The organism is Luteimicrobium album, assembly GCF_030161555.1.
Lineage (GTDB): Bacteria > Actinomycetota > Actinomycetes > Actinomycetales > Cellulomonadaceae > Luteimicrobium > Luteimicrobium album.
The window spans coordinates 1,711,300-1,733,958 of sequence record NZ_BSUK01000001.1; the positions used below are offsets into that span (position 1 = coordinate 1,711,300).

The 22,659-nt window shown below is 74.4% G+C and carries 22 protein-coding genes and 2 pseudogenes; 15 read left to right on the forward strand and 9 right to left on the reverse strand.

The window, feature by feature from the left end:
* Position 1 precedes the first annotated feature (1 nt).
* Positions 2–1,135 carry an ATP-dependent DNA ligase gene (locus QQK45_RS08850; protein ID WP_431310326.1) on the reverse strand — a complete coding sequence of 378 codons (1,134 nt, stop codon included), beginning with the start codon at positions 1,133–1,135 and terminating at the stop codon, positions 2–4.
* Positions 1,136–1,312: 177 nt separating this feature from the next.
* A complete protein-coding gene (locus QQK45_RS08855) occupies positions 1,313–2,050 on the reverse strand; it encodes a dienelactone hydrolase family protein (RefSeq protein WP_284292954.1) in 738 nt (245 codons plus the stop codon).
* A gap of 729 nt (positions 2,051–2,779) precedes the next feature.
* Between QQK45_RS08855 and QQK45_RS08860 the strand changes: the two genes are divergently transcribed.
* The 3 genes from QQK45_RS08860 to QQK45_RS08870 all read left to right on the forward strand — a co-directional run bounded on the left by QQK45_RS08860 (position 2,780) and on the right by QQK45_RS08870 (position 4,358).
* A complete protein-coding gene (locus tag QQK45_RS08860; RefSeq protein ID WP_284292955.1) occupies positions 2,780–2,917 on the forward strand; it encodes a hypothetical protein in 138 nt (45 codons plus the stop codon).
* Positions 2,918–2,982: 65 nt separating this feature from the next.
* A complete protein-coding gene (locus QQK45_RS08865; protein ID WP_284292956.1) occupies positions 2,983–3,702 on the forward strand; it encodes a YcnI family copper-binding membrane protein in 720 nt (239 codons plus the stop codon).
* Entirely contained in the window at positions 3,699–4,358 is a 660-nt protein-coding gene (locus tag QQK45_RS08870; protein WP_284292957.1) for a copper resistance CopC family protein, read from the forward strand. Before QQK45_RS08865 ends, QQK45_RS08870 begins: the two co-directional genes overlap by 4 nt.
* A gap of 3 nt (positions 4,359–4,361) precedes the next feature.
* On the opposite strand, the gene QQK45_RS08875 is transcribed toward QQK45_RS08870, so the two are convergent.
* From QQK45_RS08875 to QQK45_RS08885, 3 genes are read right to left on the reverse strand one after another with little or no spacing between them, the layout of a single operon-like run.
* Complete coding sequence (locus tag QQK45_RS08875) at positions 4,362–4,889, reverse strand: GNAT family N-acetyltransferase (protein WP_284292958.1); 528 nt, start codon at positions 4,887–4,889, stop codon at positions 4,362–4,364.
* Between the two features lie 22 nt (positions 4,890–4,911).
* Positions 4,912–5,289, reverse strand: coding sequence for an SHOCT domain-containing protein (locus QQK45_RS08880; protein WP_284292959.1), 378 nt, complete (start codon positions 5,287–5,289; stop codon positions 4,912–4,914).
* Positions 5,290–5,323: 34 nt separating this feature from the next.
* On the reverse strand, positions 5,324–5,737 hold the full coding sequence (locus QQK45_RS08885) for a phage holin family protein (protein WP_284292960.1): 414 nt from the start codon (positions 5,735–5,737) through the stop codon (positions 5,324–5,326).
* A 208-nt stretch (positions 5,738–5,945) separates the two neighbouring features.
* On the opposite strand from QQK45_RS08885, the pseudogene QQK45_RS08890 reads away from it, so the two are divergent.
* From QQK45_RS08890 to QQK45_RS08900, 3 genes and pseudogenes are all read left to right on the forward strand, one after another.
* Positions 5,946–7,819 (forward strand): annotated as a pseudogene (locus QQK45_RS08890) (cation:proton antiporter).
* A gap of 29 nt (positions 7,820–7,848) precedes the next feature.
* Positions 7,849–8,589: a GNAT family N-acetyltransferase gene (locus QQK45_RS08895; RefSeq protein ID WP_284292961.1), complete on the forward strand. Its 741-nt coding sequence runs from the start codon at positions 7,849–7,851 to the stop codon at positions 8,587–8,589.
* A 125-nt stretch (positions 8,590–8,714) separates the two neighbouring features.
* Positions 8,715–10,373, forward strand: a complete 1,659-nt coding sequence (locus tag QQK45_RS08900) for an ABC-F family ATP-binding cassette domain-containing protein (protein ID WP_284292962.1) — start codon at positions 8,715–8,717, stop codon at positions 10,371–10,373.
* A 112-nt stretch (positions 10,374–10,485) separates the two neighbouring features.
* Here the strand turns inward: QQK45_RS08900 and QQK45_RS08905 are convergent, their stop codons facing one another.
* Positions 10,486–10,920: a winged helix-turn-helix transcriptional regulator gene (locus QQK45_RS08905; RefSeq protein WP_284292963.1), complete on the reverse strand. Its 435-nt coding sequence runs from the start codon at positions 10,918–10,920 to the stop codon at positions 10,486–10,488.
* Positions 10,921–11,082: 162 nt separating this feature from the next.
* Between QQK45_RS08905 and QQK45_RS08910 the strand changes: the two genes are divergently transcribed.
* The 6 genes and pseudogenes from QQK45_RS08910 (at position 11,083) to thiC (ending at position 17,149) form a co-directional block, all read left to right on the forward strand.
* Positions 11,083–12,054: an NADP-dependent oxidoreductase gene (locus QQK45_RS08910; protein WP_284292964.1), complete on the forward strand. Its 972-nt coding sequence runs from the start codon at positions 11,083–11,085 to the stop codon at positions 12,052–12,054.
* 75 nt (positions 12,055–12,129) lie between these two features.
* Positions 12,130–12,552, forward strand: a pseudogene (locus tag QQK45_RS23120) (GNAT family N-acetyltransferase); the annotation flags it as partial.
* 17 nt (positions 12,553–12,569) lie between these two features.
* Positions 12,570–13,283, forward strand: a complete 714-nt coding sequence (locus QQK45_RS08915; RefSeq protein WP_284292965.1) for a GNAT family N-acetyltransferase — start codon at positions 12,570–12,572, stop codon at positions 13,281–13,283.
* A gap of 40 nt (positions 13,284–13,323) precedes the next feature.
* On the forward strand, positions 13,324–14,712 hold the full coding sequence (locus tag QQK45_RS08920; protein WP_284292966.1) for an MFS transporter: 1,389 nt from the start codon (positions 13,324–13,326) through the stop codon (positions 14,710–14,712).
* A gap of 124 nt (positions 14,713–14,836) precedes the next feature.
* On the forward strand, positions 14,837–15,274 hold the full coding sequence (locus QQK45_RS08925) for an SRPBCC family protein (RefSeq protein WP_284292967.1): 438 nt from the start codon (positions 14,837–14,839) through the stop codon (positions 15,272–15,274).
* A 153-nt stretch (positions 15,275–15,427) separates the two neighbouring features.
* The gene (thiC, locus tag QQK45_RS08930; RefSeq protein WP_284292968.1) at positions 15,428–17,149 is read left to right on the forward strand and encodes a phosphomethylpyrimidine synthase ThiC; all 1,722 of its coding nucleotides are present in this window, start codon (positions 15,428–15,430) and stop codon (positions 17,147–17,149) included.
* Between the two features lie 45 nt (positions 17,150–17,194).
* Here thiC and QQK45_RS08935 read toward each other — a convergent pair whose 3' ends face one another.
* Both QQK45_RS08935 and QQK45_RS08940 read right to left on the reverse strand, forming a co-directional pair.
* Positions 17,195–17,860 (reverse strand): class I SAM-dependent methyltransferase, encoded by a 666-nt coding sequence (locus tag QQK45_RS08935; RefSeq protein WP_284294986.1) that lies wholly within the window; start codon positions 17,858–17,860, stop codon positions 17,195–17,197.
* 118 nt (positions 17,861–17,978) lie between these two features.
* Positions 17,979–18,728 (reverse strand): NUDIX hydrolase, encoded by a 750-nt coding sequence (locus QQK45_RS08940; protein WP_284292969.1) that lies wholly within the window; start codon positions 18,726–18,728, stop codon positions 17,979–17,981.
* A gap of 97 nt (positions 18,729–18,825) precedes the next feature.
* Between QQK45_RS08940 and QQK45_RS08945 the strand changes: the two genes are divergently transcribed.
* Both QQK45_RS08945 and QQK45_RS08950 read left to right on the forward strand, forming a co-directional pair.
* Entirely contained in the window at positions 18,826–19,854 is a 1,029-nt protein-coding gene (locus QQK45_RS08945) for an SPFH domain-containing protein (RefSeq protein ID WP_284292970.1), read from the forward strand.
* Positions 19,851–20,744 (forward strand): diacylglycerol kinase catalytic domain-containing protein, encoded by an 894-nt coding sequence (locus QQK45_RS08950; protein WP_284292971.1) that lies wholly within the window; start codon positions 19,851–19,853, stop codon positions 20,742–20,744. Before QQK45_RS08945 ends, QQK45_RS08950 begins: the two co-directional genes overlap by 4 nt.
* Positions 20,745–20,754: 10 nt before the next feature.
* Here the strand turns inward: QQK45_RS08950 and QQK45_RS08955 are convergent, their stop codons facing one another.
* Positions 20,755–21,840 carry a TetR/AcrR family transcriptional regulator gene (locus QQK45_RS08955; protein ID WP_284292972.1) on the reverse strand — a complete coding sequence of 362 codons (1,086 nt, stop codon included), beginning with the start codon at positions 21,838–21,840 and terminating at the stop codon, positions 20,755–20,757.
* A 56-nt stretch (positions 21,841–21,896) separates the two neighbouring features.
* Between QQK45_RS08955 and QQK45_RS08960 the strand changes: the two genes are divergently transcribed.
* Positions 21,897–22,610: an SDR family oxidoreductase gene (locus tag QQK45_RS08960; protein ID WP_284292973.1), complete on the forward strand. Its 714-nt coding sequence runs from the start codon at positions 21,897–21,899 to the stop codon at positions 22,608–22,610.
* Positions 22,611–22,659 lie beyond the last annotated feature (49 nt).

Consider the following 22,659-nt stretch of genomic DNA (forward strand, 5'->3'; position numbering starts at 1 on the left):
GTCAGTGCAGGACGTCCGCCAGGTCGTACCGTGCGACCTCCTCGAGCTGCTCGTAGGTGCAGGTCTCGGGGTCGCGGTCGTCGCGCCACCGCACGAGCCGGGCGGTGTGCCGGAACCGGTCGCCCTCCATGTGCTCGTACCGCACCTCGGCGACGAGCACGGGGTCGAGCGGCACGAACGACAGGTCCTTCTTCGCGTTCCACCGCGACACCCCGCCGGGCAGCCGCGAGTCCCCGGACGTCGCGTCGGTCTGCCACCTCGCCCACGGGTGCTGGGTGAGCGGCACCTCGAGGGGCTTCAGCTCGTCGACGAGCTCCGCCCGCCTCGCCGTGGTGAAGGACGCGGCGACGCCCACGTGGTGGAGCGTGCCGCCGTCGTCGTACAGGCCGAGAAGGAGCGAGCCGAGCAGCGGCCGCTCCGCGGTCGACGTCTTGTGCAGGCGGTACCCCGCGACGACGACGTCCGCCGTCCGTTCGTGCTTGATCTTCGCCCAGCCGCGCTTGTCGGGCTGGTAGGTCGAGGCGAGCGGCTTGGCGACGACGCCGTCGAGCCCCGCGCCCTCGAACACCTCGAACCAGCGCTGCGCCTCGTCCGGGTCGCGCGTGGTCTGGGAGAGGTACACGCCCGACGACGTCGTCAGGTCCGCAGCGGACGTCGCCCGGGTGCGGCTCGCGTCGCCCAGGGCGTCCTCCAGGAGCCTGCGGCGCTCCGCGAGCGGCGTCCCGGTGAGGTCGTCGTCGCCCAGCGCCAGGAGGTCGAACACGACGAGCGAGGCGGGCGTCTGCTCGGCCAGCAGCTTCACGCGGGACGCGGCGGGGTGGATGCGGTCCTGGAGGCGGTCGAAGTCGAGGCGGGTGGCTGAGGACGGAGCCCCCTGCTCGTCGACTGCGCCCTCCGGCCGGACGACCACGAGCTCCCCGTCGACGACGCAGCGCTCCGGCAGCGCCGCCAGCAGCGCCTCGACGACCTCGGGGAAGTACCGCGTGAGGGGCTTGGTGTTCCGGCTCCCGAGCTCGACGTCGTCGCCGTCGCGGAACACGATGCAGCGGAACCCGTCCCACTTGGGCTCGTACGACCAGCCGGAGTCCGGGTCCGTGCCGTCGCGGGGGATCGTCCCGACCGCCTTGGCGAGCATCGGCAGGACGGGTGGGCGCACGGGCAGGGACGCGAAGCGCGCGGGGGAGTCGTCGTCGGCCACGGCCCCACGCTAGGCCGAGCACGGGATCTCAGCCCGCCGAGCACGGCCTGCGCGCCCGTCCGCTCGAGCGGACGGGCGCGGGCCCCGTGTTCGGCGGAAGGGGTTGTGGGCCGGTCAGGCGAGGACGTGCGTGAGGAAGTCCGTGAACGCCACCCACGAGCGGCGGTCGGCCTCCGGGCGGAACGACGGCTGGTCCGCGATCGTGTACGCGTGCGGTGCGCCGCCGTACAGCGTCACCTCCCACGGCACCCCGGCGGCCCGCAGCTCGTCGGTGAACGCGTGCACCGCGTCGTCGGGCACGACGGCGTCGTCCCCGCCGCCCAGGATCAGCACGCTGCCCCGGATCTCGCCCGCGTCGGACGGGTCGTGCGTGACCAGGCGCGCGTGGAACGCCACCGTGCCCCGCAGGTCCGCGCCCGTGCGGGCCAGCTCGAGCGCGCCCGACCCGCCGAAGCAGTACCCCGCCGCGACGACCCGGCCGGCGTCCACGGCGGGTTGGGCGTCGAGCCACTCGTACGCGGCGTGCAGCCTCCCGCGGAGCAGGCCGAGGTCCTGGTAGTAGCGGCCGGCGGTGGCGGAGGCCTCGTCGTGCGTGGCCGGGCGCCCGTCGAGCCCGTAGACGTCGGCCGCGAACGCCACGTACCCGAGCCGCGCCAGCATGTGGGCGCGCGCCCGGACGGTCGGCCCGACCCCGAGCCAGTCGTGGACCAGCAGGACGGCGGGGCGAGGGTGCGCGGGGTCGAGCGCGTCGTCCCAGGCGACGTAGCCCTCGAGGGGCGTGGCGCCGTCGTGCACGTATCCGACCTCGCCGCCGACGACGCGCGAGCCGGCGGGCTCGGGGACGCTCGCCACGACGTCGTGCCAGGCGGGCGGGTAGGCGGACGGGTCGAACGGGGTGGCGGGCGCCGTCGTCGGGAAACGGGGGCGGAGTCGGACGGAGCGGTCATGTCTTCGGACGTTACGCCCGAGCACGCGATCTCGGCCCCCGAGGACGTGGCGCGAGCGGTGTGGGGACCCGGGGTGGCGGCGCGGGTACCCTGGCCGGGTGGACGGGACCCGCGGCAGCTCGGACGGCGCAGGCCTCCTGAGCGCCGCCGTGCGGCCCTACGCGCGCGGCGCCCGCGTCGTCCTGATCGGCTCGACGGCGCTCGCGACGGGCCTCGGCGCTCACCTCCTCGGCGGCAGCCGCGTCCCCGGCGGGCTGGGACTCGCGGCGCTCGCGACCCTCTGCCTCGTCGTCGCCGGGCTCCTCGCGCTCGGCCGGCTCCGTGCCGTCACCCTCGTGCCCGCGCTCGGCGCGCTGCAGGTCGTCCTGCACCTCGGTCTCGACGTGCTCACCCCCGCGGCCCACGCCGCGGTGCCCACGGGCGGACCGCACGCCATGGCCGGCATGACCGTCGACCCGGCGGCGCTCGCGAGCGCCGCCGCCGCGCCCGCCATGCACATGACGACGTCGCCCGCGATGGTCGCCGCGCACACCGTCGCGGTACTCGTGACCGCCTCCTCCTCGTCGTCGGGGACCGGGCCGCGCTCGCCGCGGTCCGCTGGTGGTCGGTCGTCCGGCCGCGCGTCGAGGCCGTCGTGGCGGGTCCGGTCGTCGTGCCGCCCCGCGCCGCGACCGTGGACGCCGCGCCCCGCCCGTGCCGGGCGCTCGTCGTCGCGCGCCGCGGGCTGGGACGCCGCGGACCGCCGCGCCCGGCGTTCGCCCTCGCAGCCTGAGCCCGTCGTCGACCGGACGACGGGTGGTCCCGTTCGTCCTGCCGACAACCAGGAGCCTCTTCGTCATGTCCGTCCTGCCCTTCGCGCGTCGCCGCGCGGCCCGACCTCTCGCCGTGAGCGCCACGGCGCTCGCCCTCACGCTCGCCGTCCCGCTCGCCGCCCAGGCGCACGTCCGCGTCGACCCGGGCCAGGCCACGGCCGGCAGCTACGCCGTCCTGACCTTCCGCGTCCCCACCGAGTCGGCCACGGCGTCGACCACGAAGGTCGTCGTGGACCTCCCCGCCGACCACCCCTTCAGCTCGGTCTCCTACCAGCCCGTCCCCGGCTGGACCACGAAGGTCGTCACGACGAAGCTCACCAAGCCCGTCGAGACGAAGGCCGGTGCGACGATCACCGAGGCGCCCACCCAGGTGATCTGGACCGCCGAGAGCGGCCATGACGTCGCCCCCGGTCAGTTCCAGCAGTTCACCGTCGCCGCGGGCCCCGTGCCCGACGACGTCACGAGCCTCGAGCTGCCCGCCCACCAGACGTACTCCGACGGGAGCGTCGTGGACTGGGACGAGGCGACGCCGGCGTCGGGCGACGAGCCCGAGCACCCGGCGCCCGTGCTGCAGGTCGTGCCCGCCGGCGAGCCGGGCCACGCGAGCCCGGAGGCGTCGGACGACTCCGACGGGTCCTCGTCCGGGGTGGCCGTCGGGCTGGGCGTCGGCGGCCTGGTGCTCGGCGCCGCGGGCCTCGGGGCCGGGGTCGTCGCGCTGCGCCGCACCCGACGGGCGGACGCGTGAGGCGCGGCCGGCTCGGTGGCGGGCTCGCCGCACTCGCCCTCGTCGCCGGGTTCGCGGGCGCCGTCCTCGTGGCGGCCCCCGCGTCCGCGCACGACTACGTCGTCTCGACGACCCCGAAGGCCGACACGACCGCCGACGCCGCGGTGCCCACGGTCGACGTCACGTTCGACGACGTCGTCCTCGACCCGCAGCACGACGGGTCCACCACGGTCCTCCAGGTGACGGACCCGTCCGGGAAGCACTTCGAGACGTCGTGCCCCGCGGTCTCGGGGCGGCAGATCTCGGTGCCGACCGCGCTCGGGGACGCCGGTGCGTACACCGTGACGTGGCGGATCGTCTCCGCGGACGGGCACCCGGTGTCCGGGACGTTCGGGTTTGAGTACCGGCCGCCGTCGGGCACGACGAGCGCCGCCGGACAGGCCGCGTCCCCGTGCGGCGGCTCGACCGCGCAGGCGGGCGCGGCCACGGCCACGAAGGCGAACGGCAGCAGCGCGGTCTCGCCGGGCGTCGTGGTCGGGATCGTCGTGGCGGTCGTCGTGCTCGCGGCCGTCGTGGCGGTGCTGCTGACCCGGCGGGCACGCCGCTCGCTCGACGCCGCGCCGGACGCCGCGGCCGACGGCGCCCCGGACGACGCCCCGCAGGCGCCGGGAGAGTGACCGTCAGGGCCGTGGCAGCTCGAGCGCCATCTCGAGGTCGCGGGTGCTCGGGTCGAGGCGGTAGGGCGTCCCGCCCCCGGTGAGCACGAAGCCCTCACGCTCGTAGAACCGCCGCGCGCGAGGGTTGTGCTCGTGGACCTCGAGCAGCAGCCGGTCCGCGCCAACCTCGTCGCGGGCCCACACGACGACCCCCGCGAGGAGCCGGCGCGGCAGGTCGCTGCCCCGGTGCGCGGGGGCGACGTAGACGGACGCGAGGCACGGGACGCCGTCGGGCCGGCGGTAGCCGCTCATCGTGCCGACCCAGCGGCCCGTCCGCGTGCCGTCCGCGGCGAGCGGGACGGCCCCGAGCACGAGCGAGCCCGGCAGCGTGTGCTGCCGGGCTCGCTCGCGCCACTCGGGCTCCGTCCGGGCCTGGGCGGTCGCGAGGGTCTCGAGATAGGCGAGCGGGGTGTCGGCGAGCATCTCGAGACGGATGTCACGCATCGCCGCCCAGTCGTCCGCCGTCGCGCGGACGACGTCGACCCTGCCCATGCCGGCCCGCTGACGGCCGCGCTCAGCCCGCGAGCGCGCGTGCCTTGAGGCGGTCGAACTCCTCCTGCGAGATCGTCCCGGCGTCCAGCAGCGACTTCGCGGTCGAGATCTGGTCGGCCGGGGACTTCGCAGCCGTCTGCCTGATGTAGGCGTCGGTGTCGTTCTTCGCCTGCACGACCGCCGAGGCCTGCCGCGCCGCCATCCCCTGGCCGCGCGCGATCAGGTAGACGAGCCCGGTGATCACGGGGAACACGATGAGGAAGATGATCCACACGGCCTTCCAGCCGCCCGACAGCTCCCGGTCACGGAACAGGTCGGTGAAGATCTGGATCAGGACGAAGATGTAGGCGATGAAGAGGAAGACACCGATGATCCACCAGAAGTAGTCCCACACGGTCACGGTCGGTCACCTTTCGAGAGTTGGGGAAGAGCCGTCACGCCGGGGCGGCGCCGTTGTTCTGGCGCCCCGTTCCCTGGCGCCGGTTGCGCAGGAAGATGAGGGGCAGGACGAGCGTCGCGATCGCCGTGACGAGCCACACGACGAGCGTCGCGAGGATCCACGGGACGACGCCGCCGGTGATCGACAGCCCGTCGCCGATCAGCGACGCGAGCAGCAGCCCGAGGAACGCGGAGACGAGCCCCACACCCCCGATGAAAGCGTTCGCGTAGCGCCGCGTCATCTTGAGGATGAACGGCGTGAGGATCCACTGCACGAGGCAGTAGACGACGACGGCGAGGAGGAACCCGCCGACGGTCAGGTGGACGTCGTCGATGAGCAGCGACGCCACCCAGAGCCCGAGTGCCGCGGAACCGAGGAAGATCCCCGTCCGGATGAGGAAGACCACCATGGCGCTCAAGGTAGCGCCGGGCCGCGTGCGCGGCGCGGTGAACTGCGGGCGAAGTGCGAAGGCCACCCTGAACGGATGAGTTCGTACCGGTTCGCCGGGCCTGGCACGGGTGCCGGGACGATAACCTGGGAACCCGTCACCCGCCGCCCGGAGGCCGCCTGTGGACCTTGCCATCCCCCTCGTCCTGGGCGCGATCGCAGTGATCGTCGTGACGGCCTTCGCGCCGCGCCTCGGGATCGCCGCGCCGCTGATCCTCGTGGTCGTCGGCGTCGCCGTGAGCTTCCTGCCCTTCGTCTCCGCGGTCGAGCTCGAACCGGAGCTGATCCTCGGCGGGGTCCTGCCACCGCTCCTGTACTCGTCGGCCGTCAGCATGCCGACCATGGACTTCCGGCGGGACTTCAAGCTCATCGGCGGGCTGTCCGTGATCCTCGTCGTCGTCACGTCGGTGCTGATCGGGTGGGTGCTGTACCTCGTCGTCCCCGACATCAACTTCCCGATGGGTGTCGCGCTGGGCGCGATCATCAGCCCCACGGACGCGGTGGCGACGTCGATCGTGAAACGGCTCGGGGTGTCCCCGCGCATCGTCACGATCCTCGAGGGGAGTCGCTGCTCAACGACGCGTCCGCGCTCGTGGTGCTGCGGTCGGCGGTCGCCGCGATGGCCGGCGCCGTCTCGCTCGGCCACGTCGCCTGGGACTTCGTGTACGCGGTGGTCGTCGCGGTCGCGGTGGGGTTCGTCGTCGGGCGCGTGAGCCTCATGCTCCGAGCGCGCATCAACGACGCCGTCCTCAACACGGCGGCGTCCTTCGTGGTGCCGTTCGTCGCGTACCTGCCGGCGGAACACCTCGGTGCGTCGGGGCTCGTGGCGGTCGTCGTGACGGGCCTCGTCATGGGGCAGGGGGCGCCGCGCTACCTGCGGCCGCAGGACCGGCGCGCGGAGGAGTCGAACTGGCGGACCGTCGAGCTGCTGCTCGAGGGCGCGGTGTTCCTCCTCATGGGGCTCGAGCTGTTCGGCCTGGTCACCGAGGTGCACGAGGAGCACCAGAGCGCGATGAAGGCCGTCGTGATCGCGGCAGTCGCCTTCGCGGGCGTGCTCGTGGTGCGGACCGCGTTCCTCGTGCCGTTCCTCTTCGCGTTGCGGCGTGACCGCCGGGAGATGAAGCAGCAACGGGTCGCCCTCGCCAAGGCGCAGGAGCGGCTCGGGGCGCAGGACGAGCAGGGGCGAGACCTGCGGACCGACGCCGACGGGTCGAACCCCCGCCGCGAGCTCCCGCTGACCAACCTGGCGGGCAAGGCGCTCACCGAGCGCCAGCAGCGCCAGTTCAAGCGGCGGCTCGAGAGGAGCCGTGCCCGCATGGAGGACCTCGACGAGGAGCAGCGCGCCGAGCAGCGCGAGCAGCGCAAGAGCCGCATCCAGGACTTCGTCGACCGCCGTGTCGCCGACATCGACTACCTGACGGGCGAGCCGCTCGGCGCCAAGCAGGGCGTCGTGCTCGTCTGGGCGGGCATGCGCGGCGTCGTGACGCTCGCCGCGGCCCAGACGCTGCCTGAGGCCGTGACCGGCAACGACGACTACCACCGCGCGCTCCTCGTCCTGATCGCCTTCATCGTCGCGGCCGGCAGCCTGTTCCTCCAGGGCGGGACGCTCGGCTGGGTGGTGCGCCGGCTCGACCTCGCGGGCGACGACGGCAGCTCGGCCCGCACGGAGCGCCAGCAGCTCGTCGCAGAGCTCGCCGGAAAGGCGGCCGACGAGTGCTCGCGCGACGACCTCGTGCGCGCCGACGGCTCGCCCTACGACCCGGACGTCGTCGCGCTCGTCCGCCGCGAGTCGGTCCGGATCGTGGACGAGAACGGCTTCGACCTCGTCCCCGGCACGGAGAACACGCGCTACGACCAGTACCGGGAGCTGCGCATCCGGGTGATCCAGGCGCAGCGCGACGAGCTCCTGAGGATCCGCGACGTCGGGACGTACTCGGCGGACGCGCTCGGGAGCGTCCTGGAGGTGCTCGACGCCGACGAGATCGGGCTCGAGCTGCGCGGCTCGCACGACGAAGGCGACCCCGCGCCGCGTGCCGCGGAATAGCGCGGCCGTGCCCGGGGGTTTGCGGATGCGTGACGACCACGCCTGCCCCCGCCCCGACCGAGTCCGGCGACACAGCTGCGCCAGCCCGCGACGTCGCTGTCCTGGACAACCCTGCATGGCACGCGCTGCGCGGCGCGCACCGACGCTTCGCGCAGGAGCACGGGCTCGCGCTCCGCTACGACCCCGAGGTCTCGCCGTTCGTGGCCCTGCCCGACGGCGCCCCTGCCGGCGCGTTCGATGACCTCGCCGCGCTCGTGGGGCCGGGCGTGGAGCTCGGCCTGACCGGTCCGCTCACCGACGTCCCGGACGGGTGGGCGATCGGGTGGGCCGGCGACGGCGTCCAGATGGTGGCCGTGGGCGTGGACGCGCAGCCCGACGACGAGGCCGTGGTGCTGGGCGCCGCGGACGTCCCGGAGATGCTCGACCTGGTCGACCGCACCCAGCCCGGACCGTTCCGTCCTCGCACCGTCGAGCTCGGTACGTACCTCGGGATCCGCCGGGAGGGCCGGCTGGTCGCGATGGCCGGCGAGCGCATGCGGCCGCCGGGGTGGACCGAGGTCAGCGCCGTCTGCACGGACCCCGACCACCGCGGGCAGGGCCTCGCGGCGCGGCTCGTGCGCGCCGTCGCGCACGGCGTCAGGGAGCGCGGGGACGAGGCCATCCTGCACGCGGCCTCCGCGAACGAGGACGCGATCCGGCTCTACGAGCGGCTGGGGTTCGAGGTGCGCCGACCGGTCCGGTTCGTGGTGGCGCGCACCCCCGAGGGCTGACCCCGTTCTCACGCGTGGCGCGCAGCTCGGCGGCGGTGGCGAGCGGACGGAGCGCCGTGCCGCGCCCGGATCATGACCCCCGACCGGCCGACCAGGGATGGCGCGAGACCTCGTAGCCTGGACCGATGCCCCACCTCGTCGCGCGCGACCTCGGCTTCGCGCACCCCGGCCGCCCCGTGTTCCGGGGCGTGTCGTTCCGCGTGTCCGACGGCGTCCGGCTGGGTGTGGTCGGCGAGAACGGGTCGGGCAAGTCGACCCTGCTGCACGTGCTGGCGGGCGAGAGCGCGGACGGGCACCCGCTCGCGCCGTCGTCGGGGGCGGTGGTGCGGCACGGCACCCTCGCGCTCGTCGAGCAGGAGCTGCGGACGCCGCCCGGGACGACGGTCGGTGACGTCGTGCGGGCGACCCTCGCCGACGTGCGGGTCGCCGCCGACGCGCTCGACGCCGCGGCGCGCGCCTTCGACCACGACGCCGGCTCGGCGGGGCTCGGGGAGCTCACCGAGCTGCTCGCCCGCGCCGAGCACCTCGAGGCGTGGGACGCGGACCGCCGCGTCGACGAGGCGCTCTCGCGGCTCGGCGCGTGCCGCGACCACGCACGGCTCCTCGACGAGCTGAGCGTCGGCGAGCGCTACCGGGTGCGGCTCGCGTGCCGGCTCGCGGAGCGCACGGACCTGCTGCTCCTCGACGAGCCCACCAACCACCTCGACGACGCCGCGATCGGGTTCCTCACCCAGCAGCTCGCCGCGTGGCGGGGCGGGGTCGTCGTGGTGACGCACGACCGGCAGCTCCTCGACGACGTCGCCACGGCGATCCTCGACCTCGACCCGTCCATGGACGGCACCCCCACCCTCTACGGACAGCCGGGCTACCTGTCGTACCGGTTCGCGAAGAACCAGGCGCTCGTGCGCTGGCGGCAGCGGTACACGGCGGAGCGCAAGCGCGCCGAGCAGCTCGCGGAGCGCCTCGACGCCTCCTACGAGGGGCTGTCCGACGAGTGGCGGCCGCCCAAGGGGTCGAACAAGAACCGTCGCGGGACGCGCGCCCGGATCCACGTCAAGGCCGCCGACCGGCTGGTCCAGAGGCTCGAGGCCGAGGCCGTCGAGGTGCCCGTCCCGCCGCTCGAGCTGCGGTTCCCCGACCTCCTCGCGATGTCGCCGGGATGGGACCCGGGCGAGCCCGTCGTCGAGCTCCGCAACCCCCGGGTCGGCCGTCGCCTCGACCTGCCCGGCACGCGGGTGGCCGTCCCGCCGTCGGGCCGGCTGCTCGTCGTCGGGCCGAACGGGTCCGGCAAGTCGACGCTCCTCGGGGCGCTCGCGGGCACCCTTCCGCTCGACCGGGGTGCGCGGCGTGTCGTGGACGGTGCGCGGATCGGGGTCGTCGGACAGGAGGAGTCCGTCCCCGTGGGGCTGCGGATGGGCGACGGACGGCTCGCGACCGGCTTCGACGCGTACGCCCGCGAGGCCCTGGACCTGTTGGCCGCCGGTGCCCTCGACCCCGAGCTGCTCGTCCCCGTGGCCGCGCTCGGGCTGCTCACCGAGGACGACCTCGACCGGCCGCTCGCCGAGCTGTCCGCGGGGCAGCGGCGCCGGTTCGAGCTCGCCCGGGCCCTGCTCGCCGTGCCGCACCTGCTGATCCTCGACGAGCCGACCAACCACCTGTCCATCGACCTCGTGGACGAGCTGACGCGCGCGCTGCAGGCGACCTCGGCCGCCGTCGTCGTCGCGACGCACGATCGCCGGATGCGCGACGAGCTGGCGGACTGGCCGACGCTCGAGCTGAGCTGACGGCCCTCGCCGAGATCGAGCGTCTGCGTCGAGATCGAGGAGACGCGCTCGTGCTCGGCGGAAACGCTCGAGCTCGGCGAGCGTTCGGCGTCGCTCGACGACAGCGGCAGGCTCAGGCGCTCGCCGCGACCCCCGCGACCGCCGGCTCGCCGTCGCGCGCGTCGTACGCGTCGCGGGCGTCGAGGATCTGCGCGATGTGGCCCTCGCTCCACGCCTTGAGCGCGTGCAGCACCGGCGTGAGGCTCGCGCCGAGCTCGGTCAGCTCGTAGTCGACCCGTACGGGGACGGTCGGGGTGATGGTGCGGGTCACGATGCCGTCGCGCTCGAGGGTCCGCAGGGTCTGGGTGAGCATCTTCTGGCTCGCGCCGGCGACGGTCCGGGCGATCTGCGAGTGGCGCAGCGGTCCGCCCTCGAGCGCGTTGACGACCAGGCACGCCCACTTGTTGCCGATGGTCTCGAGGACCCGGCGGCTGGGGCAGGCGTCGAAGAACGCGTTGTACTCGAGCCGTGCGAGCTCGCGCTCCTGGGCTGAGGTGAGGGTCGGCACGGGGTCCTCCGGGGCGTCGGGGCTGGTGAACAAGGGTCCCCGCGGGTGAGGTAGGCACTCTGAGGTACCTACTTCCCGCTGGTTCCCGCGGATCCCTACGGTAGCCGCGACCGCTCGGTCAGGAAACCCCACCGGGCACCGACCCACCGAAGGAGCACCACCATGCAGGTCGTCCAGCTCTCCCAGTACGGCGACGAAGAGGTTCTCGAGGTCGTCGACCAGGCCACCCCCGAGCCCGTGCCCGGGCGGGTGCGGGTCCGCGTCACGGCTCGCTCCGTCAACCCGGCCGACCTCAGCGGCCGCGCCGGAGCGTTCGCTGCGTTCACTCCCGGCCTCACGTTCCCTGCCGTGCTCGGCTGGGACTTCGCCGGGACCCTGCTCGACGACGCCCCGGCCGTCCCCGAGGTCGCGCCCGACGGCGTCCTCGCGGCCGGGACCCGGGTGGCCGGGTTCGTCCCGTGGTTCGGCGAGGCGGCAGGTGCAGGCACCTACGCCGAGGTGATCGTCGTCGACCCGGCCTGGGTCGCGCCGGTCCCGGACGGCGTGACCGACGCCGAGGCCGCCGTCCTCGGGATGAACGGCCCGACCGGTGCGGCCGCGGTCGACCTGCTCGCGAGCCACACGGGCGACCTCGACGGGGTCACCGTGCTCGTCACCGGCGCGAGCGGGGCGGTCGGAGCGGCCGCCGTCCGCTACGCCGTCCGGCGCGGGGCCCGGGTGCTCGCCGTCGGGTCCGTGGACGACGACGCCTTCGTGTCCGGACTCGGGGCCGAGGTCCTGCCCCGGACCGACGCCGCGGGCATCGCGGCAGCAGCGCGCGCCGTCGACCCGGACGGCGTCGACGGGGTGGTCAACGCGGGCCTCGCGTCGCACGAGCTGCTCGACGCCGTCCGCGACGGTGGCGGGTTCGTGAGCGCAGCGGGCGTGTTCGTGCCCGAGCCGGCGCGGGGTGTCGGGCTCGACGCCGTCTTCGTCGAGCCCGACCCGTCCCGGCTCGCGAGCGTCCTGCGCGACGCCGCGGACGGCACGGTTCCGGCTCGTGTCGCCGAGGAGCTGCCGCTCGCCGACGCGGCAGACGCCCACCGCCGGCTCGCGAAGGGTGGGCTCCGCGGCAAGCTCGTCCTCGTGAGCTGACGACCCCTCTCGCCGAGCAAGCGAGTTTCCCGCCGACCAAGCGGCACCGGCCCGCTTGCTCGACGGGAAACTCGCTTGCTCGGCGGGTGCCGCGGCGTCCAGGCTGGCGGCGATGAGCACCCCGCAGCAGGACCCTCCCCGCCCGGCCCCGGCCGGCCTCGAGATCGTCGAGGTCACCGTGCCCACGTCCCTCGACGCCCCCGACGCCTGGCCCGTCCACGCGACGGTCGCGGTGTCCGAGGCAGTCGAGCTCGACGTCCAGGGCAACACCGACAACACGCTCGACGCCGGCAGCGTCGTCGCGGGCCTCGCGGAGGGGAGCACCGTCGGATCCGCCGCTTCGTCGCGACCCTCGACGGCGAGCCGGTCGGCCGGGCGTTCGTCCTGCTGCCGCTCACCAGCAACACGCACCGCGCGAGCGTGCACGTGTCGGTCGTCCCGTCCGCCCGACGGCGCGGCGTCGGCGAGGCGCTGTGGCGGACGGTCGAGCGGATCGCCCGGGGGCGGGGCGGACTGTGCTCACCGGCGACTCGCCGCACACGCCCGAGCCGCCGCCCGGACCCGGTGCGCTCGAGCCCGCGACCGGCGTCGGACGCGCCCCCGCCGCCGACGCCGGCGTCCGCTTCGCCGTCGGGCACGGGTTCACGCTCGAGCAGGTCGCGCGGCACTCGGTGCTCGACCTGCCGGTCGACTCCGACCACCTCCACGCCCTGCGGGCCGGCGCCGAGGCCGCCGCGGGGCCGGACTATCAGGTGCACGTGTGGACGGACGAGGTCCCCGACGAACACCTCGCCGGGATCGCCGTGCTCCAGACCCGCATGAGCACCGACGCGCCGTCGGGCGGCCTCGACTTCCAGGAGGACCCCTGGGACGCGGAGCGCGTCCGCGACGCCTTCGCCCGGACCCTGGCGAGCGGGGCGCACCCGGTGGTGTGCGCCGTCGAGCACGTGCCGACCGGGACGCTCGCGGGCTTCACGGTCGTGTCCCTGCCGGACCGCAGGCCGGCCGTCGTCTTCCAGGAGGACACGCTCGTCCTGCGCGAGCACCGCGGCCACCGGCTCGGGATGCTCGTCAAGGCCACGCTGCTCGCCGAGCTCGCCCGGACCCGGCCGGCGGCGGAGCGCGTCCACACCTGGAACGCCCAGGAGAACGACGCGATGCTCGGGATCAACGTGGCCCTCGGCTTCCGGCCGGCCGGGATCGACGCGGAGTGGCAGCGCGCGGGCTGACGCCGCGCGGGCCGGTTCCAGGCGGCGCACGCTGGACCCCGTGACCCCAGCCCAGCGGCGTGTGCTCGCCGTCGCGATCCTCGCGTCCTTCGTCGCGTTCCTCGACGGGTCGGTCGTCAACGTGGCCCTGCCGGCGATCTCGGACGAGCTCGCCGGACCCCTCGACTCCGGGCTCGACGCGCTCGCGCTGCAGCAGTGGGTCGTCGACGCCTACCTCGTGACGCTCGGGGCGCTCATCCTGCTCGCGGGCTCGCTGTCCGACGTGCACGGGCGCAAGCGGATCCTCGTCGTCGGGATCGTGGGCTTCGGGGTCACGTCGGTCGCGTGCGCCCTGGCGCCCACCGGCGTGTTCCTGGTGGTGGCGCGCGCGCTCCAAGGGGTCGCTGGTGCGCTGCTCGTGCCGAGCTCGCTCGCGCTCATCATCGCGACGTTCACGGGCGCCGCCCAGGCGAAGGCGATCGGGTCGTGGACCGCCTGGACGAGCGTCGCGGGGCTCGCGGGCCCGCTGGTCGGTGGGATCTTCGTGGACGCGTTCTCCTGGCGCTGGGTCTTCGCGATCAACGTGATCCCGATCGCCGTGACGCTCTGGCTGCTGCGCGGCGTCCCGCGCGGGGCGACCGTCTCGGGTCGGCACATCGACGGGCTCGGGGCGACGCTGGCGACCGTCGGCCTCGCCGGGACCGTGTTCGGGCTGATCGAGCTCGGCGCGAGGGGCTGGGCGAGCGCACTGGTGTGGGCGCCCGTCGTCGTCGGCCTCGCCGCCCTGGCCGCGTTCGTGGTCTGGGAGCTCCACGACCCCGATCCGATGCTGCCGATGTCCCTCTTCAACGCCCGGAACTTCGCCGTCGGGAACGTGGCGACGCTCGTCGTCTACGGGGCGCTCGGGCTCGTGTCGTTCGCGATCTCGATCTTCCTGCAGCAGGTCGCCGGGTACTCGGCGTTCCAGGCGGGGCTCGCGCAGCTCCCGTCGACGGTCGTGATGATCGGGCTGTCGACGCGGTTCGGGGCGCTCGCGGGCCGGCTCGGGCCGCGCTGGTTCATGGCGGCCGGGCCGCTGGTCGCCGCGGTCGGGATGTTGACGCTGCTGCGGACCGACGCCCACGCGAGCTACGTGTCGCAGGTGCTGCCGGGCGTCGTCCTGCTGGGGCTCGGCCTGTCGGTCACGGTCGCGCCGCTGACCGCCGCGATCCTCGGAGCCGTGCCCACCGAGGACGCCGGCATCGGGTCCGCCGTCAACAACGCCGTCGCGCGCGTGGCCGGGCTGGTCACGGTGGCGTGCGCGGGGATCGTCGTCGGGAGCGTGTTCGACGTCGCCGGGTTCCACCGGGCGATGGTCCTGTGCGCGGTGCTGCTCGCGCTGGGTGGGGCGGTGTCCGCCGTCGGGATCACGAACCGCGCCGCACGGCCGGCGCGCCCGACGGTCGCGTAGCGCCGCACTAATGCAACCTAGAGGTTGCATATCGCATGCGGGACCCCTACTGTGGAATGCAACCTGCAGGTTGCAGGTGTGCGCAGCCCGTGACACACGGCCGCGCTCCCGGGAGGAGACCGAGATGGTGGACATCCTGCAGCGGGTCGGCGTCGTCGCACCCCGCGAGACCGTGCACGCCGCGCTGACGACGATCGAAGGGCTCGCCGGCTGGTGGACCCAGGACACGAAGGGCGACGCGGCCGTCGGCGGCGAGATCCGGTTCGACTTCGAGCCCGGCAGCATCACGGTGCGGGTGCTCGAGTCCCGGCCCGACCTCGTACGGTGGGAGGTCGTCGACGGCCCGGCGGAGTGGATCGGCACGCACATCGTCTTCGAGCTCGCGCAGGAGAGCGAGTACACGATCGTCCGGTTCCGGCACGAGGGCTGGGCCGAGCCGGTCGAGTTCATGGCGCACTGCACCACCAAGTGGGCGACGTTCCTCATGAGCCTCAAGCGACTCGGCGAGACCGGGGTGGGCGAGCCGGCCCCCGGAGACGTCCAGATCAGCGACTGGCACTGACCCGCTGCGGCGCCTCCGGGATGTTCCGGAGGCGCGCTAGGGTGGGCGGCACAACTGCACAGCACGGGAGTCCGCAGCAGCGGGCTGAGAGGGCGACTGACGCGTCGCCGACCGCACGAACCTGTCCGGGTCATGCCGACGTAGGGAGACATCATGAGCGAGAGCTCTGCGCGCGCCCGCGCGCTCGCTGGCCGCACCACCGAGATCACCACCGGCCCCATCGCGGGGTCCACCAAGGTGTACCTGCCCGTCCCGCCACCGGGCACCGCGCCCGACGGCGCAGCCCCCACCGTGCTCGCCGTCCCGGCGCGCCGCATCCACCTCACCAACGGCGAGCACCTCGACGTCTACGACACCTCCGGTCCGTACACGGAGGGCACCGAGGACGAGCCCGCCCGGCCGGACGTGCGGGCCGGGCTGCCGCGGCTCCGCGCGTCGTGGCGCGTGCCCGACGCCGCCCCCACCGACCGCGGGACCGCCCGCACCCAGCTCGCCTGGGCGCAGGCCGGCGTCGTGACGGACGAGATGCGGTTCGTCGCGGCGCGCGAGGGGGTCGACGTCGAGCTCGTGCGGTCCGAGGTCGCGCGGGGGCGTGCCGTGATCCCGGCCAACCGGAACCACCCCGAGCAGGAGCCGATGATCATCGGCAAGAAGTTCGCGGTGAAGATCAACGCGAACATCGGGAACTCGGCTGTGACCTCGTCGATCGAGGAGGAGGTCGAGAAGATGGTGTGGGCCGCGCGCTGGGGCGCCGACACCCTCATGGACCTCTCGACCGGGCGCGACATCCACGAGACCCGCGAGTGGATCCTGCGGAACGCGCCGATCCCCGTCGGGACCGTGCCGATCTACCAGGCGCTCGAGAAGGTCAAGGGCGACCCCGCGGCCCTCACGTGGGAGGTGTACCGGGACACCGTCGTCGAGCAGGCCGAGCAGGGCGTCGACTACATGACCGTGCACGCGGGCGTGCTGCTGCGGTACGTGCCGCTGACGGCGCGTCGGGTCACGGGGATCGTGTCGCGCGGCGGGTCGATCATGGCGGCGTGGTGCCTCGCGCACCACCGCGAGTCGTTCCTCTACGAGCACTTCGAGGAGCTCTGCGAGATCCTCGCCGCCTACGACGTCACCTTCTCGCTCGGCGACGGGCTGCGGCCCGGGTCGATCGCGGACGCCAACGACGCCGCCCAGCTCGCCGAGCTGCGCACCCTCGGCGAGCTCACGCGGGTCGCCAAGTCGTACGGCGTGCAGGTCATGATCGAGGGTCCCGGCCACGTCCCGATGCACAAGATCGCCGAGAACGTGCGCCTCGAGGAGAAGTGGTGCGACGAGGCGCCGTTCTACACGCTCGGGCCGCTCGCGACCGACATCGCGCCCGCCTACGACCACATCACCTCGGCGATCGGCGCGGCGATGATCGCGCAGGCCGGGACCGCGATGCTCTGCTACGTCACGCCCAAGGAGCACCTCGGCCTGCCCGACCGCGACGACGTGAAGGTCGGCGTCATCACCTACAAGATCGCCGCGCACAGCGCCGACCTCGCCAAGGCGCACCCGCGCGCGCAGGAGCGGGACGACGCGCTGTCGAAAGCCCGGTTCGAGTTCCGCTGGACCGACCAGTTCAACCTCGCGCTCGACCCCGACACGGCGCGCGCGTTCCACGACGAGACGCTGCCCGCCGAGCCCGCGAAGACCGCGCACTTCTGCTCCATGTGCGGGCCGAAGTTCTGCTCCATGCGGATCTCCGCCGACGTGCGCGCGTACGCCGAGGAGCACGGGCTCACGAGCGTCGAGGCGATCGAGGCGGGGATGGCCGAGAAGGCGGAGGAGTTCGTCGACGCCGGGAGTCGGGTCTACCTCCCGGTTGCCTCGACCTGACCGGTCACCCCACGACCCCGTGCTCGGCGCACGGCACGGAGCCGGTCAGGTGGATGGTTGCCGCGCCAGCACGGTGAGCTCGTGCCAGTGCTTCGGGCCGCTGAACGCGGGCCCGTCGTGCTCGGACTCGTCGAGCGCGACGACGTCGAGCCCGTCGAGCAGGCGCTCGACCTGGCCGCGCGTCAGGTAGGTCTCGGCACCGTCGGAGGTCCAGGAGTCGCGGTCGCCGAACAGGTCGACCGCGAGCCATGCGCCCGGCACCAGTGCCGCCCGGGCCGACGTCCAGGCCCGCCCGAACGCCGTCGGCGGCAGGTGCGGCAACGCGTAGCCCGAGTAGACGAGGTCTGCGGCCGGGAGCGGCGTCGTGGCGAGATCCGCCTCGACGACGGTCAGCTCGCCGTCGGCGGGCGTGAGGCCGGCGTCGCGAACCGTGGCGCGCACGAGGTCCGCGGTCCCAGGCGACCCGTCGACCGCCGTGACCCGCCACCCCGCCGCGAGGAGCGCAGCCGTCTCGATCCCCGCGCCGCACCCGAGGTCGAGGGCGTGCCGTCCGGTACCGGGTCCGGCGAGGTCGAGCGCGCGGGCCAGGAGCGCGCGCGGAGGCCGTCCGAGCTGTCGTGCGTTGTAGGCGGGCCAGCGCGACGGGTCGCGGCCCGATCCGGGTGGACTGCTCTGGAGGGGCGGGGCACGTCGAGAGTCTCGCACCCCCATGCCGAGCACGGGGTCTCCGCCTGCCGAGCACGGGCTCCGCGTCTGTCCGCGCAGCGGGACGGGCGGAGACCCCGTGTTCGGCGGGAAGGGTGGGGCGGCGCGAGGCGGGGTCGGCGGGTCAGGCGTCCGGGCGCATGAGCGGCGGGTTGAGGACGACGGCGGCTGGGTCGCCCGCGGCCTCGGCCAGCCGGTAGAGCGCCGCGGGCCGCCCGGTGCCGCCCGACGTGGTCCGGCCGGTGTCCTCGAGGAAGCCGGGCGTGCCGGTGGCCTTGCGGTGGAAGTTGCGGGGGTCGAGCCGGACGTCCCAGACCGCCTCGTACACCGAGCGGAGCTCGGCGACCGTGAACTCCGTCCCGCAGAACGCCGTCGCGAGCGCCGAGTACTCGAGCTTCGCGCGGGCCCGTTCGACGCCGTCGGCGAGGATCCGCGCGTGGTCGAAGGCGAGCGCCCGCCCGGCGCCCCCGCGCCCCGCGAGCAGGGGGCGGACGTCGTGCCACGCGACGTCGGCCGCGTCACCGCCCGCGGCCGGCAACCCGAACGCGGGGGCGAGCAGCAGGTGCGCGACCGACACGACGGGTCCGCGGGGGTCGCGGTCGAGCGGCCCGTAGGTGCGGAGCTGCTCGAGGTGCCCGGGTGGCGCGACGCCGGTCTCCTCGACGAGCTCGCGCGCGGCAGCGGCCTCGAGGGTCTCGTCGGGGAGGACGAACCCGCCGGGCAGCGCGAGCACGCCCGCGAAGGGTTCGAGCAGCCGCTGGACGAGCAGCACCTGCAGGACGCCGCCGCGCACGGTGAGCCCGATGACGTCGACCGTCACGGGCAGGAGCGCGGCGGTGGGCGGGAGGCCCGGGGTGGGGATGGCGCGGCTCATGGGCCCAGCCTAACCGGTTGTCGTCGAGTTGACGAGAACATCGGAACCGGCTTATCGTCAATACGACGACAACGAAGAACCGACCAAGGAGGCCACCATGGCCACGATCAAGCACTACCCCGCACGCCGCCGCTTCCTCGGCACCCCGACGGACTACGTCGTGCATCTCACCAAGGGCCGCGTCCGCCACGAGGGCGTCGGGCAGGCGTTCTGGTTCACGCCGACCACCTCGGTCCTGAGCGAGGTCCCGGCCACCGACCAGGAGCTGCCGGTCCTCTTCCACGCGACCACGCGCGACCACCAGGACGTCACCGTCCAGACCAACGTCACCTTCCGCTTCGCCGACCCCGTCACGGTCGCGCAGCGCCTCGACTTCGGCATCTTCCCGCCGCGCCCCGGAGGCCCTGACGGCGCCGGCGCGGTCGCGACCGGCCGCCAGCAGGTCGCGACGATCATCGGCCAGCTCGCCCAGAGCCGCGCCGTCGACCACGTCGCGACCCTCACGCTCACCGAGGCGCTCGAGGTCGGCGTCGGGCAGGTGCGGCAGGTCCTCACGGACGCTCTTGCCGCCGACCCGCGCCTCACGTCGACCGGCATCGAGGTGCTCGGCGTGCACGTCCTCGCGGTCCGGCCCGAGGCCGACGTCGAGAAGGCGCTCCAGACGCCGGTCCGCGAGCGCGTCCAGGCCGAGGCCGACCGCGCGACCTACGAGCGGCGGGCGCTCGCCGTCGAGCGGGAGCGCACCATCTCGGAGAACGAGCTCGCGAGCCGCATCGAGCTCGCCCGACGGCGCGAGGACCTCGTGGCACAGGAGGGCACCAACGCGCGGCGCGAGGCCGAGGAGGCCGCGGCCGCCGCGCTGGTCGAGGCGCGGGCCGCCGCCGAGCGTCGTGACGTGGACGCGACCGCCCACGCCCAGGAGGTGCGCGTCATCGGCGAGGCCGAGGCCGCCAAGGACGCCGCCGCGATGGCCGTCTACGCGGACGTCGACCGCAGCACGCTGCTGGCCCTCGCGTTGCGCGACGCGGCCGGCTCGCTGCCCAAGGTCGACAACCTCACCATCACGCCCGACCTGCTGACCGGCGCGCTCGCCGCGTTCGCGCAGGCCGCCGGAGGTGCGCGGTGAGCCTGCGGCGACGCGCCGTCGTCGTGCACCGGCGCACCGAGCTCGACGAGCTCCTCGACCGGCACGGCACCCGCGGGCAGGCGGAGTTCTTCCTCCGGACCCGTGGCCGCACGCTCGACGACGTCCAGCGCCGGCACGACGCCGTCGTCGCCGCGCGGGCGTCCGTCGCGGCCGCGGTGCCGGGGGACTGGGCGTTCGCGGAGGTCGAGCGCGCGGACCTCGGACGGTTCCTGTGGGCGCCCGAGGACGTCGTCGTGGTCGTCGGGCAGGACGGCCTCGTCGCGAACGTCGCGAAGTACCTCGACGGGCAGCTCGTGATCGGGGTCGACCCGGAGCCCGGCGCGAATCCCGGGGTGCTCGTCCGGCACGACGCGCGGGCCGCGGGCCGCCTCCTCGCCGCGCCCGGGCGGGCGCAGGTCGCACCGCTCACCACCGTGCGCGCCGTCCTCGACGACGGGCAGGAGCTCACCGCGCTGAACGAGGTGTTCGTCGGGCACCCGTCGCACCAGTCGGCGCGGTACCGGATCGAGCTGGGCGGGTCGGGAGGTGGGCGCGTCGAGCGGCAGTCGTCGTCGGGCCTGATCGTCTCGACGGGCACCGGCGCGACCGGCTGGTGCGCCTCGATCGCGCACGACCGCGGCGGGCGCGCGCTGCCCGGCCCGACCGACGACCGTCTGGCCTGGTTCGTCCGCGAGGCGTGGCCGTCGCCGACGACCGGCGTCGAGCTCACGGAGGGCGTGCTCGGCCCGGACGGCGAGCTCGTGGTGGTCGTCGCCTCGGACGAGCTCGTGGTCTTCGGCGACGGGATGGAGTCGGACCGGCTGATCGCCTCGTGGGGCCAGGAGATCCGGGTCGGGCTCGGGCCGCGCCGTCTCCACCTCGCCGCGTGAGGGGGTCGTTTCAGGAGCCGTCGCGCTGCGCGGCGGCCTTGGCCGCCTCCGCCTCGGCCTTCTGCAGCTCCCGCACGCGCTTCTCGGCCTCGCGGACCTTCTTCTCCGCCTCGTGCACGGCCTTCTGCAGCTCCCGCACCCGCTTCTCGGCGTCCTTGCGCTTCTCGGCGGCCTTCTTCACCTGGGGGTCGCGCGCGTAGCGGGACGCGAGCGCCGCGGCCGCGCGGACGTCGTCGTCGGAACCCGTGAGCGAGCCGACGCGCGCCGGACCCTCCACCCGGTCCGCGCCTCCGCCGAAGTCCCGGCCGGCCCCCGGCAGCCCCGCCGCGCGCGCGTCGATGTAGGTCTGGACCCCGTCGAGGAGCCGCTCGAGCCCGAACGCGCCGTCGTCGATCTGACCTTCTCCGACGTACGCGCCGGTCTCGACGAGCGGCCGCAGGTAGGGGAAGCGCTCGCCGTCGACGAGGTCGCGCAGCACCGCCACGTAGGCGCCGCCGAGCACCTCGTCGTTGCCGCCGGCTGCCTCGACGGCCCGTGCGAGGTCCCGCTCGAGCTGCGCGGCGGACTTGCCGTAGTTCGACGCGAGGAGGATGACGGACATCTTCTCCTCCTGGTCGAGCGGCGTGTCGCGCAGGGCGCGCAAGCCGCTCTCGACGATCCGCAGGTTGTTCGGCGTGAGCGGCGCACCCTGGACGGGGATGTCGAGGTACCAGGGGTGCGCGCCCAGGACCGCCTTGGTGAACAGCACCCACTCGCGCAGCTCGGCGCGCCAGTCCGGCGGCTCGTGCGCGGGCGGCGCCTCGACGTCGAGCACGACCTCCTGCATGAGGAGCAGCAGGTCGTCCTTGCTGGTCACGTACCGGTACAGGGACATCGTGGTGTAACCGAGACGGGCCGCGACCTTCGCCATGGAGACGCCCTCGAGGCCGTCGGCGTCGGCGAGCTCGATCGCGGCGTCGACGATGCGTTCGATGCTGAGCTCGCGGCGCGGGCCCCGGTTCGGGCTGGCTGCGACGCCCCAGGCGAGCGCGAGCCCGTGGGGCAGCTCGGGCGCCTCGGCGGGTGGGGTCGCGTCGGTCGGGTCGGGCTCAGTCACGTCGTCCATCCTCCTGCACGCTGTCCATCCTGGGTGACGCGGTGTTCGATCGGTGCATGACCACTCCCACGGAACCGCCCGTCACGCTCGTCACCGGCGCCGCGAGCGGCATCGGGGCCGCGACCGCCCGCCTCCTGCTCGACGCCGGGCACCACGTCGCCGTCACCGGACGCGACGCGGCGCGCCTCGAGGCGTTCGCCGCCACCCTGCCCGACGACGGCGCCGCCCGCCTGATCACGGTCGTCGCCGACGCGTCGGTCCAGCCGGACGTCGAACGCGCCGTCGCGGACACCGTCACGGCGTTCGGCAGGCTCGACGCCGTCGTCGCCAACGCCGGCTTCTCGTCGCACGACGACGTCGCGACCGGCGACCCCGACGCCTGGCGGGCCATGCTCGACGTCAACGTCCTCGGCCCCGCACTCCTCGTCCGCACCGCCCTCCCGCACCTGCGCGAGACGCGGGGCCGCATCGTCATGGTGGGCTCGGTCGCGGGTATCAGGAACACTCCCGGGAACATGTACTCGGTGACGAAGTGGGCCACGCGCGCCCTCGCGGAGAACACGCGCCTCCTCACCGTGCCCGACGGCGTCGGCGTCACCCTGATCGCCCCGGGCCGCGTCGACACGGAGTTCTGGGCCGCACGCGGCGGCACGCCGCCGGGACCGGTGCTCGGTCCCGACGACGTCGCCCGCACGATCGCGTGGGCCCTCGACCAGCCGTCGGACGTCGCGATCGACGAGGTCGTGATCCGTCCGCTGGGCCAGCTCTGAACCGAGCCGGACGCAGGAGGCGAGGGGTGGGGTGGGGTGTGCGCGACCG

What these genes read in the sequence shown, in the direction of transcription:
- QQK45_RS08850 (WP_431310326.1), bottom strand. Translation starts at nt 1,135, where the DNA reads ATGCTCGCCAAGGCGGTCGGGACGATCCCCCGCGACGGCACGGACCCG.
- QQK45_RS08865 (WP_284292956.1), top strand. Translation starts at nt 2,983, where the DNA reads ATGTCCGTCCTGCCCTTCGCGCGTCGCCGCGCGGCCCGACCTCTCGCC.
- QQK45_RS08875 (WP_284292958.1), bottom strand. Translation starts at nt 4,889, where the DNA reads ATGGGCAGGGTCGACGTCGTCCGCGCGACGGCGGACGACTGGGCGGCG.
- QQK45_RS08885 (WP_284292960.1), bottom strand. Translation starts at nt 5,737, where the DNA reads ATGGTGGTCTTCCTCATCCGGACGGGGATCTTCCTCGGTTCCGCGGCA.
- QQK45_RS08900 (WP_284292962.1), top strand. Translation starts at nt 8,715, where the DNA reads ATGCCCCACCTCGTCGCGCGCGACCTCGGCTTCGCGCACCCCGGCCGC.
- QQK45_RS08910 (WP_284292964.1), top strand. Translation starts at nt 11,083, where the DNA reads ATGCAGGTCGTCCAGCTCTCCCAGTACGGCGACGAAGAGGTTCTCGAG.
- QQK45_RS08925 (WP_284292967.1), top strand. Translation starts at nt 14,837, where the DNA reads ATGGTGGACATCCTGCAGCGGGTCGGCGTCGTCGCACCCCGCGAGACC.
- thiC (WP_284292968.1), top strand. Translation starts at nt 15,428, where the DNA reads ATGAGCGAGAGCTCTGCGCGCGCCCGCGCGCTCGCTGGCCGCACCACC.
- QQK45_RS08935 (WP_284294986.1), bottom strand. Translation starts at nt 17,860, where the DNA reads ATGGGGGTGCGAGACTCTCGACGTGCCCCGCCCCTCCAGAGCAGTCCA.
- QQK45_RS08940 (WP_284292969.1), bottom strand. Translation starts at nt 18,728, where the DNA reads ATGAGCCGCGCCATCCCCACCCCGGGCCTCCCGCCCACCGCCGCGCTC.
- QQK45_RS08945 (WP_284292970.1), top strand. Translation starts at nt 18,826, where the DNA reads ATGGCCACGATCAAGCACTACCCCGCACGCCGCCGCTTCCTCGGCACC.
- QQK45_RS08960 (WP_284292973.1), top strand. Translation starts at nt 21,897, where the DNA reads ATGACCACTCCCACGGAACCGCCCGTCACGCTCGTCACCGGCGCCGCG.